Origin of the sequence: Cupriavidus plantarum (genome assembly GCF_905397285.1) — a bacterium.
GTDB lineage: Bacteria > Pseudomonadota > Gammaproteobacteria > Burkholderiales > Burkholderiaceae > Cupriavidus > Cupriavidus plantarum.
This window is the reverse complement of the sequence record NZ_CAJPUX010000002.1, coordinates 604,125-616,591: the sequence shown is the minus strand read 5'-3', so window position 1 is coordinate 616,591 and position 12,467 is coordinate 604,125. Positions and strand designations below refer to the sequence as shown.

At 66.9% G+C, this 12,467-nt stretch carries 11 protein-coding genes; 6 read left to right on the top strand and 5 right to left on the bottom strand.

Features of this window, described 5'->3' with window-relative positions; all coding sequences use genetic code 11:
• Window positions 1–33 precede the first annotated feature (33 nt).
• Both KHP16_RS11485 and kbl read right to left on the bottom strand, forming a co-directional pair.
• A complete protein-coding gene (locus tag KHP16_RS11485; protein ID WP_109583229.1) occupies window positions 34–978 on the bottom strand; it encodes an L-threonine 3-dehydrogenase in 945 nt (314 codons plus the stop codon).
• The gene (gene kbl / locus KHP16_RS11480; protein ID WP_211960206.1) at window positions 978–2,201 is read right to left on the bottom strand and encodes a glycine C-acetyltransferase; all 1,224 of its coding nucleotides are present in this window, start codon (window positions 2,199–2,201) and stop codon (window positions 978–980) included. The genes KHP16_RS11485 and kbl overlap by 1 nt, the downstream gene beginning before the upstream one ends.
• Before the next feature lie 98 nt (window positions 2,202–2,299).
• Here kbl and KHP16_RS11475 point away from each other — a divergent pair, with 98 nt between their 5' ends.
• The gene (locus KHP16_RS11475) at window positions 2,300–2,905 is read left to right on the top strand and encodes a helix-turn-helix domain-containing protein (RefSeq protein ID WP_375153804.1); all 606 of its coding nucleotides are present in this window, start codon (window positions 2,300–2,302) and stop codon (window positions 2,903–2,905) included.
• Between the two features lie 13 nt (window positions 2,906–2,918).
• Here KHP16_RS11475 and KHP16_RS11470 read toward each other — a convergent pair whose 3' ends face one another.
• From KHP16_RS11470 to KHP16_RS11460, 3 genes are read right to left on the bottom strand one after another with little or no spacing between them, the layout of a single operon-like run.
• The gene (locus KHP16_RS11470; protein WP_115953157.1) at window positions 2,919–3,554 is read right to left on the bottom strand and encodes a flavin reductase family protein; all 636 of its coding nucleotides are present in this window, start codon (window positions 3,552–3,554) and stop codon (window positions 2,919–2,921) included.
• A gap of 1 nt (window position 3,555) precedes the next feature.
• Window positions 3,556–4,320, bottom strand: coding sequence for a GntR family transcriptional regulator (locus KHP16_RS11465; RefSeq protein WP_244214572.1), 765 nt, complete (start codon window positions 4,318–4,320; stop codon window positions 3,556–3,558).
• Window positions 4,321–4,351: 31 nt separating this feature from the next.
• Entirely contained in the window at window positions 4,352–5,308 is a 957-nt protein-coding gene (locus tag KHP16_RS11460; protein ID WP_109583232.1) for a polysaccharide deacetylase family protein, read from the bottom strand.
• Window positions 5,309–5,636: 328 nt separating this feature from the next.
• Here KHP16_RS11460 and KHP16_RS11455 point away from each other — a divergent pair, with 328 nt between their 5' ends.
• The 5 genes from KHP16_RS11455 to KHP16_RS11435 all read left to right on the top strand — a co-directional run bounded on the left by KHP16_RS11455 (window position 5,637) and on the right by KHP16_RS11435 (window position 12,450).
• Window positions 5,637–6,794: an ABC transporter substrate-binding protein gene (locus tag KHP16_RS11455; RefSeq protein WP_211960555.1), complete on the top strand. Its 1,158-nt coding sequence runs from the start codon at window positions 5,637–5,639 to the stop codon at window positions 6,792–6,794.
• A 30-nt stretch (window positions 6,795–6,824) separates the two neighbouring features.
• Window positions 6,825–7,703 (top strand): branched-chain amino acid ABC transporter permease, encoded by an 879-nt coding sequence (locus KHP16_RS11450; protein ID WP_115953158.1) that lies wholly within the window; start codon window positions 6,825–6,827, stop codon window positions 7,701–7,703.
• A gap of 62 nt (window positions 7,704–7,765) precedes the next feature.
• On the top strand, window positions 7,766–10,360 hold the full coding sequence (locus tag KHP16_RS11445) for a branched-chain amino acid ABC transporter ATP-binding protein/permease (RefSeq protein WP_211960205.1): 2,595 nt from the start codon (window positions 7,766–7,768) through the stop codon (window positions 10,358–10,360).
• On the top strand, window positions 10,357–11,955 hold the full coding sequence (gene ggt / locus KHP16_RS11440; protein WP_244835761.1) for a gamma-glutamyltransferase: 1,599 nt from the start codon (window positions 10,357–10,359) through the stop codon (window positions 11,953–11,955). The genes KHP16_RS11445 and ggt overlap by 4 nt, the downstream gene beginning before the upstream one ends.
• Before the next feature lie 276 nt (window positions 11,956–12,231).
• Window positions 12,232–12,450, top strand: a complete 219-nt coding sequence (locus KHP16_RS11435) for a hypothetical protein (RefSeq protein WP_109583236.1) — start codon at window positions 12,232–12,234, stop codon at window positions 12,448–12,450.
• Window positions 12,451–12,467: the final 17 nt, after the last annotated feature.

The window sequence follows — 12,467 nt, the reverse complement described above, 5'->3', positions numbered from 1 at the left end:
GGCCGCCCTTTCAGGGTAGTGGAACCGCGAGAACTACGCCCGCAAGTTGCGCAGCATGTCCTCGACCATCGCGTCGAGGTCGTATTCCGGACGCCAGCCCCAGTCCGCGCGGGCCGCGCTGTCGTCGATGGAGTCGGGCCAGCCGGATGCGATCGCCTGCCGGTAATCGGGCGCGTAGCGGATCGCGAAGCCCGGGTCGCGCGCCTGAATGGCGGCGGCGATCTCGGCGGGCGTGAAACTCATGCCGGCGAGGTTATAGCTGCCGCGCTCGCGCACGGACGCGCGGGGCGCTTCCATCAGCTCCAGCGTGGCGCGGATGGCGTCGGGCATATACATCATCGGCAGCCGCGCATCGGGCTCGAGGAAGCACGTGTAGGGCTCGCCTTTGACGGCCGAGTGGAAGATATCCACGGCGTAGTCCGTGGTGCCGCCCCCGGGCGGCGTCTTGTGCGAGATCAGGCCCGGGTAGCGGACGCTGCGGACGTCGACACCATGGTTCTCGAAATACCAGCGGCACCACCCTTCCCCGGCCTGCTTGGAGATGCCATACACGGTCGTCGGCTCCATCACGGTCTTCTGCGGCGTGTTCACCGCGGGCGTGGTCGGACCGAAAGCGGCGATGGAGCTCGGCCAGAACACGCGCTCGATGCCGTGCTGGCGCGCCAGTTCCAGCACGTTCAGCAGCCCGTTCATATTGAGGTTCCACGCCCACTGTGGCGCCTTCTCGCCAGTGGCCGACAGCGCGGCCGCCAGCAGGTAGATCTGCGTGATGCCGTGACGCTCGACCACGGTCAGCAATTCGCCGCGGTCGGTCACGTTGAGCATTTCGTGGGTGAGTTCGATATGCCGCCCCGTGGGCACGACGTCCGATGTGATGACGTTCTCGCGGCCATGGCGTTCGGCCAGCGCGAGCGCGAGTTCCGAGCCCAGTTGCCCATTGGCGCCGATGATCAGGATCTTTGGCGGGACGTTCGGCATCAGATCAGCTCCAGTTCGCGGCCGGCCTGCGCAAAGGCGTCGAGCGCGCGCCGCAGCGTGCCTTCGTCATGGCTGGCGCTCATCTGCACGCGGATGCGCGCCTGGCCGCGCGGCACCACGGGGAAGAAGAAGCCAACCACATACACGCCAAGTTCCAGCAGCCGCTGGGCCAACGCCTGCGCGCGTTCGGCGTCGTAGACCATGATCGGGATGATCGGATGGTCGCCGGGCTTGATGTCGAAGCCCAGCTTGCCCAGACCCGCGCGGAAGAACGCCGTGTTGCGCTCGAGCCGGTCGCGCAGCTCGGTGCTCGCTTCGAGGATGTCCAGCACCTTAAGGCTGCCGCCGACGATCGCCGGCGCCACCGTATTGGAGAACAGATACGGGCGCGAACGCTGCCGCAGCAGATCCACGACCTCCCTGCGGCCGCTGGTGAAGCCGCCGGACGCGCCGCCCAATGCCTTGCCGAGCGTGCCCGTGATGATGTCGATCTTGCCGAACACGCCGCGCGCCTCGTGTGTGCCGCGCCCGCGCTGGCCCATGAAGCCGCTCGCGTGACACTCGTCGATGCCGAGCAGCGCGCCGTGCGCGTCGCAGATCGCGCGGATCTCGTCGAGACGGGCGACCGTGCCGTCCATCGAGAACACCCCATCCGTGAACACGAGCTTGTGCCGCGCGCCGTCGGCGTCGGCCTGCGCAAGCTGGGCGCGCAGGTCGTCGAGGTCATTGTGCTTGTAGCGATAGCGGCGCGCCTTCGACAGGCGAATGCCGTCGATGATCGACGCATGGTTCAGCTCATCGCTGATAATCGCGTCTTCCGCCCCGAGCAGCGTCTCGAACAGGCCGCCGTTTGCATCGAACGCCGAGCCGTAGAGGATGGTGTCCTCGGTGCCGAGAAAGCCCGCGAGGCGGGCTTCGAGTTCCTTGTGCAGGTCCTGCGTGCCGCAGATGAAGCGGACCGAACTCATGCCATAGCCGTGTGTGCGCAGCGCTTCGTGCGCCGCTTCCAGCACGCGCGGGTCCGACGATAGCCCGAGGTAGTTATTGGCGCAGAGGTTGATGACCTCGCGTTGATCGGCGGTGCGGATCACCGCGCCCTGCGGCGTGGCGATGACGCGCTCGGACTTGTAGAGCCCCGCGGCGCGAATGGCGTCCAGCTCGGCGCGGACGGATGCGTAAAAGGCCTCGCTCCCGGACGATGCACGCGAAGGGGTAGTCGACATGCGCTGACTCCTGATGGTAGTGTCTGGATCACCCGTTCGATCGATAAATCGAACGAGTTTCATATAACGAACGATTCGTGCACTATACAGAACGAGAAGTGGCCGCGCAACCTCCCCAGCCCATCCCCTCGCCCCTGACCGACGGCCCGCCCGCGGTCGGCACCGCGCTGCAGGCGCTCCGCCAGAGCCAGCAGCTCTCGCTCGACGAGCTGTCGCGCCGGGCCGGTGTCTCCAAGTCTATGCTGTCGCAGATCGAACGGAACCTCGCCAATCCGACCGTGGCGGTGCTCTGGCGGCTGGCCAATGCGCTCGGTGTGAGCCTGACGGATTTTCTGGAGAATGGCGGCGCGGAACGCCCCGCACCGACGATTACCGTGGTGCAGCAGCATGCGATTCCGGCGCTGAAGAGTCCGGACACGCGTTGTGAATTGCGAATTCTCGGCCCGATCGAACTGGCCGGGCGATTCGAATGGTACGAACTGACGATCCAGCCGGGTGGCGTGCTCGCGTCCGAGCCGCACGAGGCCGGCACGCAGGAGCATCTGTCGGTGCTGTCGGGCGCGATGACGGTGCGCGCCGGGGATGACGAAAAAAAGCTACGGCATGGGGAAACCGCGCGCTACGGCGCGGACCTGCCCCATGCGATTTCCAATCCGGGCAAGACGGTGGCGACGGCGATGCTCGTGGTCATGCATCCCGCCTGATTGGCCGGTCTCACTACATCTCGTCGATAGCGGTCGAAACGGCTGGTTTGCCCGCGCTCTGCTCCAGCGAGAACCGGTCGCGCGTGGTCACGTAGAAGCTGGCTCCGAAGCGGCCGACGGGAAAATATTCCTGCAGCCGGACGCGCCACGTCTCGGTATCGATCAGCCCGTCGCGCGCATGCAGCCGCAGCACGCGGCCGATGAAAATCTGGCGGCTCTCGGTCGCCAGCGTTTCCCATAGCCGGCATTCGAACGCGACCGGCGCCTCGGCGATGCGCGGCGGCGCTACCGATGTGCTCGGCGCCGCCGTCAGGCCGACGTGCGCCAGTTCACTGACATCCGGGGGCAGCCGCTCGCCGCAGCGATGCATCTTCTCCGCCATTGCCTCGTCGCTGAGGTGAACCACGAACTCGCCCGTGCGGTCGATGTTGGCGGCCGTATCCTTCTGCGCGCCATCGCCGAGCCGGTTGACGCTGATCATCACGATCGGCGGCTCTTCACCCAGCATGTTGAACATCGAGAACGGCGCCGCGTTGGCGGTGCCATCGGGACCGAGCGTCGTGACCAGCGCGATGGGCCGCGGCACGATCAGGCTCGCCATGAGCTTGTAGCGCTGATACTCGGTAATGGCTGCGAAATCGACTTCCATCTCAGTCTCCGAGTCCAAGCATCTGGGCCAGCGACTTCTCGCCCTGCATGCGCGACGTTTCGATGCGCTGCTCCAGGTCGTTGAGATGCGCTTCCATGAGCGCCACAGCGCCGGCCGCGTCGCGCGCCTCGATGCAGGCGACGATGGCCGCGTGTTCGTCGTGCTCGCACGGGGCGTGGCCCGGCGGTTCGTACAGGCCCACGATCAGCGAGCAGCGCGATACCAGTTCGGTCAGATAACGCTGGAGCACGGGGTTGCGCGCCAGTGCCGCGATGCGCAGGTGGAATCCGCTGGCGAGCCTTGCCCATGATGGCTGGTCGAAGCGGTGCATCGCATCATGTTCCTCATCGAGCTGGCGGCGCAGATCGCGCAGGTCGGCGGCCGTCACGCGCTGCACGGCCAGTTCCACGAGCACGCGTTCCATCGCGCGGCGCGCTTCGAAGATCTGGCTTGTTTCCTCGGGTGTCGGCTCGGCGATCACCGCGCCACGATTGGGCCGCAATGCAACGATGCCGTCGTGAGCGAGCTTTTCCAGCACGCGGCGCACCACCGCGCGCCCCACGCCGAACAGCTGGCATAGCTCGGGTTCGGGCAGCTTGGTGCCGGGCGTCAGCCGGTGATTCAGGACGCCATCGAAGACGGCGCGATAGATGCGGGCATCGACGCTGCCTTCGCCCGTCGCGTCGTCGCCGATGTCGTCATCGGAGAGCTTCGCGGCGCGCGGGGCCGGCTTGGGCGCGGGGGTCGTCGAGACTTTGGCGGGCATGGGAGACATCGAAAGAACCTTGGCCATGAGATTAGCGTAAAGCGACGAGGGGCTGCTCGGCACGCGCGAGCGGATATTGCTGGTCCATGACATCGCAGATGGCGCCTGGCGTGGTCATCCACACCTCGCCCTGCGCGCGGCGGGCGGCGATGTGCGCCAGCGCGCGGCGCAGGTGCCGCAGCCGGTAAGGCTGTCCCACGAGATACGGATGCAGGGCGATGCCCATGACAAGCGGCTGCGGATGCTTCGGATGGTTCGCCTGCATCAGCATCTCGTCGAACTGGTCGATGATCATGTCGGCGAAGGCCGCGGCGTCCATCTGCCGCGCGATGATCATCGGAATATCGTTGAGCTCCTGCGGATACGGAATGGACCATAGCGGGCCGCCGCGCGTGTCCATGCGGATGGGGCGGTCGTCGTGGGCCCAGTTGAGCGTGTAGCGGTAGCCCGTTTCGGCGAGCAGATCGGGCGTATGCATCGTTTCCGAAATCCACGGCGACAGCCAGCCGTCCGGGGCCACGCCGGCATGCGCGCGAATGCGCGCGCGGCAGTGCTCGAGCAGCGCGCGCTCGCCGGCTTCATCAAACTCGCTCTGGCGGTGCGCGTTGGTGTGACCATGGCCGATCAGCTCGTCCCCACGCGCCACGCAGGCGTCGATGACCTCGGGGCAGTGATCGTACAGCGCCGTGTTCAGCAGCACGCCAGCGGGCATCTCCAGGTCATCGAACAACTCCAGGCAGCGCCATACCCCGACGCGGTTGCCGTATTCACGCCAGCTGTAGTTGAGGACGTCCGGCTGCGGCGACACGGGTCCCAGGTTCGCGCCCAGGCCCTCGCCGAAGGCAAAGTGCTCGATGTTGAAGCCCAGGTACACGGCGAGATTCGCGCCGTTGGGCCAGCGGAAACGGTCCACGTCGGTGATGGGACGGTACGGAAACCGGCCGTGCGTGCGGAGCGGACCGAACGACGGGGTGGAGGGATGCGTCATGGACGGAAGTCTTGGTTATTCGAAGGAATCTCGCGAAAGGATGTCGCATTCGGGCGCATCGCTGCCCCGTTCTGGCTCATCGCGCACCAGCAACGTGCGGACGAAAGGGCCAGCGCCTCGTATGCGACGGATCGTCCGGATCGTTCGCAAAAAACAAGCCAGATCGTCTACACGTTGGCAGTGCTCGCGTTCGCAGCCAGCGCGCCATTTTGCATACGCGTGTGGCATGGCTCTTGCAATCGGCAAGCTCGCTACGGAATACCCGCCCTCAACCGACACCCCCTTGGAGAGCCCCATGTCCCACCCCCATCGTCCCGCCCGCCGCGCCATGCTTTCGGTGGCGGCCGCCGCCTGCGTGCTGTGCGCCCTGCCCGCCCACGCCGCCGATACGATCAAGATCGGCCTGATCACCGCGCTGTCGGGCCAGTCCGCGCGCGCCGGTGAGGCGCTCACCCGCGGCATGACGATCGCCATCGACGAGATCAATGCCAAAGGCGGCCTGCTGGGCGGCCGCAAGCTCGAACTCGTGCGCCGCGACGACGAAGGCAACCCGGCCAAGGGTGTGCTCGCCGCGCGCGAACTGATCTACAAGGAGAAGGTGGCGGTGCTGTTCGGCGGCCTGGACACGCCGGTCTCCATGGCCATCGTGCCGATCGCGAACCAGGAGAAGGTGCCGTTCATGGGCCCGTGGGCGGCGGGCACGCCGATCACGCACAACGGCGCGAATCCGAACTACGTGTTCCGCGTATCGGCCGTGGACGAGGTCGTGGACAAGGCCATGCTCCAGTACGCGCAAAAGGCATTCGGCGCCAGCAAGGTGGGCCTGATCCTCGTGAACAACCCGTGGGGCGAGTCGAACGAGAAGGGCATCGTCGCCGCGCTGACGGCCAAGGGCATGAAGCCGGCCGGCATCGAGAAGTTCGAAGCCAACGACGTGGACCTCGTGCCGCAACTCGGCCGCCTCAAGGCCGCGGGTGCGGACGTGCTGCTGATGGTCGGCAACGTCGGTCCGTCCGCGCAGGTGGTCAAGTCGCTCGACCGTATGGGCTGGAAGGTGCCGGTAGTGTCGCACTGGGGCCCGGCCGGCGGCCGCTTTACCGAGCTCGCGGGGCCCAACGCAAGGAACGTTCACTTCGTGCAGACATACAGCTTCTTCGGCCAGCAGACACCGGTCAGCACGCGCGTGGTCAACGCGCTCAAGGCAAAGTACAGCGACGTCAAGGGTCCGGACGACATCACGCCCGCTGTCGGCGTGGCTAACGCGTACGACGCGATGCAGCTCGTCGGCCTGGCCATTGCGCAGGCTGGCAGCACCAAGGGCGACGCGATCCGCGAGGGCTTCTACAAGATCGACCGCTACGAAGGCCTGATCAAGACCTACGTCAAGCCGTTCAATGCGCAGACGCATGACGCGCTGAACGAGAACGACTACGTGTGGGCGCAGTTCATCGACAACCGCATCGTTCCGGTCGGCAGCACGAAGTAATCGGTCTCTGCAGCTTTCATAGGATTCACCATGCTTTGGATTTCCGCGTTGATCAGCGGGCTGGGCCTGGGCAGCATGTACGGGCTCATGGCACTCGGCTTTCACATTACCTACGCGGTCTCCGCGACGGTCAACTTCGCGCAGGGCAGCTCGATGATGCTCGGCGCGGTGCTGACCTACACGTTCGCGCAGACGCTGGGCTGGCCGATGCCGCTCGCGATCCTGCTCGCGCTGGCGTTGTGCGCGCTCTATGGTCTCGCCGTCGAATTCCTCGCGGTGCGGCCATTCGCGAGCCGCGGTTCCAATGCATGGCTGATGGCCACCGTCGCGCTCGGCATCGTGCTCGACAACGTGGTCATGCTGTGGTTCGGCACCGAGCCGCGCAGCCTGCCGTCGCCGCTGGCGATGTCGTCCGTCCAGCTTGGCGACACGGGCGTCGGCGTCTATCCGCTGCAGCTTGTGATTCCCGTCGTCGGCCTGGCGCTGGCGGCGGTGCTCCATTACGTGCTGCGCCGCTCGCGCTGGGGCGTGGCGATGCTGGCCGTGGTGCAGAACCGTGACGCCGCGCGCCTGATGGGCATTCCCATCCGCCGCACGATCGCTGGCGCCTTCGCGCTTTCCACGCTCCTCGCCGGCGTGGCCGGTGTGCTGATCGCCCCGCTGTTCAACGTGCAGGCCGACATGGGCACCGTGTTCGGTCTCAAGGCCTTTGCCGTGGCGATTCTCGGCGGGTTGTCCAGCGCCTGGGGCGTGATGATCGCCGGACTGATCTTCGGCGTGGCGGAAGCGCTGGTGACCGCCTCGCTCGGGTCCAGCTACACGCAGATCATTACGTTCGCCCTTGTTATCGGCCTGCTGGCGCTGCGTCCTGATGGTCTGTTTGGCCGCGCGGAGGTTCGGAAGGTATGAACGCTCGCGCCCACGTACCCCCCGATGCATCCGTTTCTTCTTCCTCATCCGCTGTCGCATCGATGACGTCTCCCTCTTCCGCCGTCGCCCAAGCGCCGGCCATCGCCGCGCCAAAGCCCCCGCTGCTCGGCCTCGGCTCCGCATGGCAGATCGGCGCCGTCGGCGCATCGCTGCTTGCGGCCGCCGCGCTCGCGCTGACCCTCAACGGCTACTTCGTCTTCGTCATTGCGGGCGTGGCCATGCTCGCGCTATGCGGCGTGGGCCTGAACCTGCTGCTGGGCCTCACGGGACAGGTTTCCTTCGGCCACGTCGGTTTCTATGCGATCGGTGCCTACACCGTCGCGATTCTCACGGGGCAGTTCGGCTGGTCGTTCTGGGCCGCGTGGCCCGCGGCCACGCTGCTTGCCGCCGTGGTGGGCGCCCTTCTCGCGCTGCCCGCGCTGCGCGTGAAGGGCCCCGGTCTGGCGATGGTCACCATCGCGTTCGGCTTTATCGTCGAGCATGGCGCCGTCGAATGGCGCGCGATCACCGGCGGGCAGAATGGCCTGATGGGCATCGCGCAACCGATGTTGCCCGGTGTCGAGGGCGGCGAACGCGCGATTGCATTGATTGCCATCGTGGCACTGGCCATCGCCGTCGCGGGCTATGCGCGCATCTCGCGCGGCAGCTGGGGCGCGGCCATGCGCGCGGTGCGCGACAGCGAAACCGCCGCTGCTTCGATTGGTATCGATCCGCTCGTCGTGAAGACCGTCGGCTTTGCCTGTTCGGCCGCGCTGGCCGGCCTCGCGGGCGGGCTGTTCGCGCCGCTGCAGGGCATGATCACGCCGGGCATGTTCTCGTTCCTGCAATCGATCCTGTTCGTGCTTGTCGTGATGATCGGCGGCGCGGGCACGGTGGCCGGGCCGCTCGTCGGCGCGGTAGTCGTGGGCCTGCTGCCGGAAATGCTGTCGAGCCTCGAGAATCTCCGCCTGCTGTGCTTCGGCCTGCTGCTGCTCGTCGTCCTGTGGGTTGCCCCGAGCGGCATCGTGGGCGTCGTCGTTGACGTATTCCGTCGTGTGCGTGGATCTGACGTTGTCACGGGCGAGGCCGGCGCGCGGCACGCCGGCGGCGCGGTGTCGCTCCCCGAACGCGCGCCCGAGGCCCGCCGTGGGCTGTCCGCACTGGGCCTGTCGATGGTGTTCGGCGGTGTGCGCGCCGTGGACAGCCTCTCGTTCGACCTGCCGGCCGCGCGCGTCACGAGCCTGATCGGTCCGAACGGCGCGGGCAAATCGACGGTACTGAACATGTTGTCCGGCTACTACCGTCCGCGCGAAGGCGGCCGCCGCCTCGGTGCGGCACCGCTGGAATCGCGGGGTGCGTGCCATAGCGCGCGCCAGGGTATCGCGCGCACCTACCAGACCACTCAGCTGTTCGCCGGCATGAGCGCGCTCGACAACGTGGCCATCGCACTGGCCGGCGGCCGCCTCGGCACGCTGTTCGGCATCGCGCGCTTTACCGCGCCGGCCGTGCGCGAGCATGCGCGCGCGCTGCTGCGTGCGTGCGGCTATGCGGGCGATCCCGATACAAGCGCCGCCGACCTCGCGCACGTCGATCGCCGCCTCGTGGAGATTGCCCGCGCGCTGGCCACGCAGCCTTCGGTGCTGCTGCTGGATGAACCCGCGGCGGGCCTGTCGCGCGAGGACAAGGCCACGCTCGGCGCACTGCTGCGCCGCATTGCGGACAGCGGCGTGGCCGTTGGCCTCGTCGAACACGATATGTCGCTCGTGATGGATGTGTCCGATGGCATCGTCGTGATCGATGCGGGCCAGCGGCTTGCGATGGGCTCGCCCGTCGAGATCCGCAACGATCCCGCGGTCCGGCGGGCCTACCTTGGCGAAGCGACGTCGGCCCCGGTACGTTCGCGCGGGCGCGCCGCTACGGAAGTGTTGCCGCCCGAAGTGCTTGGCGTCAGCGCGCTGCGCGCGGGATATGGCGCCGCGCCCGTGCTGCACGACGTCGATCTGCAGGTACGCGAGGGCGAAATGGTGGCGCTGCTCGGCGCCAACGGCGCGGGCAAGTCCACGCTGATGCGCGCGCTCGCGGGGCTGCATCGCCCCGTCAGCGGCGGCATCACGTTCGACGGCACCGACCTGTCGCGCTTCGACGCCGCCCGCATTGCGGAAATGGGCGTCGTGCTCGTGCCCGAAGGCCGCCAGGTGTTCCCCGAACTGTCCGTGCTCGACAACCTGCGCCTCGGCGCGTTCCCGTCGGGACGGATTTCGCGCGACGAGATGACGCAGCGCGTGGAGTCGATGTTCGCGCGCTGGCCGCGCCTGCGCGAGCGCCAGCACCAGCGCGCGGGGCTGCTGTCGGGCGGCGAACAGCAGATGCTTGCCGTCGCGCGCGGCCTGATGTCGCGCCCGACGGTGATGCTGCTCGACGAGCCGTCGCTGGGCCTTGCACCGAAGGTCATCGACGAACTGTTCGCATCGCTCGATACGCTGCGCGAGGCCTCGATGACGATCCTGCTCGTCGACCAGATGGCCGCGCTCGCGCTGTCGCTGGCGGATCGCGCCTACGTGCTGGAAGAAGGCCGCGTGGTCGCGAGCGGCCCCGCCGAAGCGCTGGCGAAAGATCCCGCGCTCGTGCAGGCCTATCTTGGAGGACACGCGGCATGACCGGCACCCTCGCGCACTCCACGCGTGGCATGGTCACGAGTCCGCATGCGCTCGCGAGCGAAGCCGGCGCGGCGATTCTTCGCGCCGGTGGCAATGCCATCGAAGCGGCGATCGCGATGGGAGCAACGCTGGCCGTCACCTATCCGCATTTCACGGGCCTTGGCGGCGATGCGTTCTGGATCGTCAGCGACCGTGACGGCAATGTGCAGGGGCTGTCCGGTATCGGTCAGGCTGCGGCGGCGCCGCCCGCATACGGTGATGCGATTCCCGTGCGCGGGCCGGGGTCCGCGCTGACCACCGCCGCCACCGTCGATACGTGGGACCGCGCGTTCGCGCTAAGCCGCGATCGCTGGGGCGGCAAGCTCGGGTGGTCGCGCCTGTTCGAGGCGGCGATCGCGCATGCGGAGGCCGGATTTCCGGTCACGCCTTCGCAGCGCTTCTGGCAGGAATTCCGCGCGGACGAGCTGCGCGCGCATCCCGAGCAGTGGGCGGGCTTCGCGCGGACGTTCATGCCACAGGGTCGCATGCCCGAGGTCGGCGAAACGTTGCGGCAGCCCGCGCTCGCGCGCAGCCTCGCGCGCATTGCGACGCATGGCGCGAGGGAGTTCTATGAAGGCGAACTCGCGGAACGCATCGTTGCAGGCCTGCAATCGGCGGGGTCGCCGCTGACGATGGGCGATCTGGCCGCGACGCGCGCGCGCGAGGAAGCGCCATTGCGCGTGCCCTATCGCGGTGGCGAACTGCTGAGTCTCTCGCCTCCCACGCAGGGCATTACCACGCTGCAGATCATGGGTATCCTCGACCGCTTCGATGTCGCGAGCGTGGCCGAGGGGAGCGCGGATTACTACCATCTGCTCGTGGAGGCCGTGAAGCAGGCCTTTATCGAGCGCAACCGATATGTCGCGGACCCCGAGTTCGTGGAGGTGCCCGTCGCGGCAATGCTCTCCCGCGAACGGCTCGACGCGCTCGCCGCGCGGATCGATCCCCTGCACGCATTGCCGTGGCCGCATGTGTACCAGCATGGCGATACGGTGTATCTGGCGGCCGCCGATAGCGAAGGCCGGTGCGTGAGCGTCCTGCAGACCGTGTATTTCGACTGGGGCAGCGGTGTCGTGGCGGGCGATACCGGTATCCTCTGGCACAACAGGGGTGCGGCATTCAGTCTCACGCCCGGTCATCACAATGTGCTCGCACCGGGCAAGCGGCCGTTCCATACCCTCAATCCGGGCATGTATCTCAAGCAGGGGCGGCCTCGCCTGCTTTATGGCACGCAGGGCGCGGATGGGCAACCACAGACCTTGTCCGCGGTGCTCACGCGGCTCATCGACCATGGCATGGATCCGTTGCAGGCGCTGTCGCAGCCACGGTTTTTACTGGGGCGCACCTTTTCGGATGCGCGCGATACGCTCAAGCTTGAAGCCGATGCGGGTGACGACGTGATGACAGTCTTGACATCTCGTGGGCATGAACTCAGCACGATTCCCGCGCAGAGTCCGCTTGCCGGACATCCTGGCGTCATCGCGATCGGGCACGATGACTATCGGCTGGCCGGGGCGCACGATCCGCGTAGCGATGGACTGGCGATCGGGCTCTGAGCGTCACCGACGCATTTCGCATAAGTTTATGTAAAGGCCCTGCGCTTTGTAGCGGTTTTGTAGTTCTTCGGAACCCGACCGGGATGCCCTCGTCAAAGCAATGACTGCTGAAGGCGGCCATCGTGCGCCGCAGCATGCAGCCATACGGCGGATTCGACAGATTGCGTCAGATTTCGTCAGATTTCGACAGACGCTTTGATGCGTGCAATCCATGCCATGCGTGAAGCGTCGCCGCGTCCCCCAGCAAACCGCTCCCCTCTCGCCAAGGAGAACACTGTGCTGAGCCCACATGAACTTGCCACGCTGATGTTGATCGGCAGTGGCCCGCATACTCGTAACGATACGACACCGGATCATCCCGAGATCGATCCGGTGGACCTCGACGCGCTGATCGCGCGCCAACTCGTCAGCATCGACACCTCCGAAGATCGATCGCTGCCCCAGATCACCGACCACGGCCGCTCCATGCTCAAGGCCGTGGGTCGCGACTGTTAATCTGCTGGCCTTACTTC

Coding starts and splice junctions, on each gene's coding strand:
- KHP16_RS11455 (WP_211960555.1), top strand. CDS start 5,637: ATGCTTTCGGTGGCGGCCGCCGCCTGCGTGCTGTGCGCCCTGCCCGCC.
- ggt (WP_244835761.1), top strand. CDS start 10,357: ATGACCGGCACCCTCGCGCACTCCACGCGTGGCATGGTCACGAGTCCG.
- KHP16_RS11485 (WP_109583229.1), bottom strand. CDS start 978: ATGCCGAACGTCCCGCCAAAGATCCTGATCATCGGCGCCAATGGGCAA.
- KHP16_RS11445 (WP_211960205.1), top strand. CDS start 7,766: ATGACGTCTCCCTCTTCCGCCGTCGCCCAAGCGCCGGCCATCGCCGCG.
- KHP16_RS11470 (WP_115953157.1), bottom strand. CDS start 3,554: ATGGAAGTCGATTTCGCAGCCATTACCGAGTATCAGCGCTACAAGCTC.
- KHP16_RS11450 (WP_115953158.1), top strand. CDS start 6,825: ATGCTTTGGATTTCCGCGTTGATCAGCGGGCTGGGCCTGGGCAGCATG.
- kbl (WP_211960206.1), bottom strand. CDS start 2,201: ATGTCGACTACCCCTTCGCGTGCATCGTCCGGGAGCGAGGCCTTTTAC.
- KHP16_RS11460 (WP_109583232.1), bottom strand. CDS start 5,308: ATGACGCATCCCTCCACCCCGTCGTTCGGTCCGCTCCGCACGCACGGC.
- KHP16_RS11465 (WP_244214572.1), bottom strand. CDS start 4,320: ATGCCCGCCAAAGTCTCGACGACCCCCGCGCCCAAGCCGGCCCCGCGC.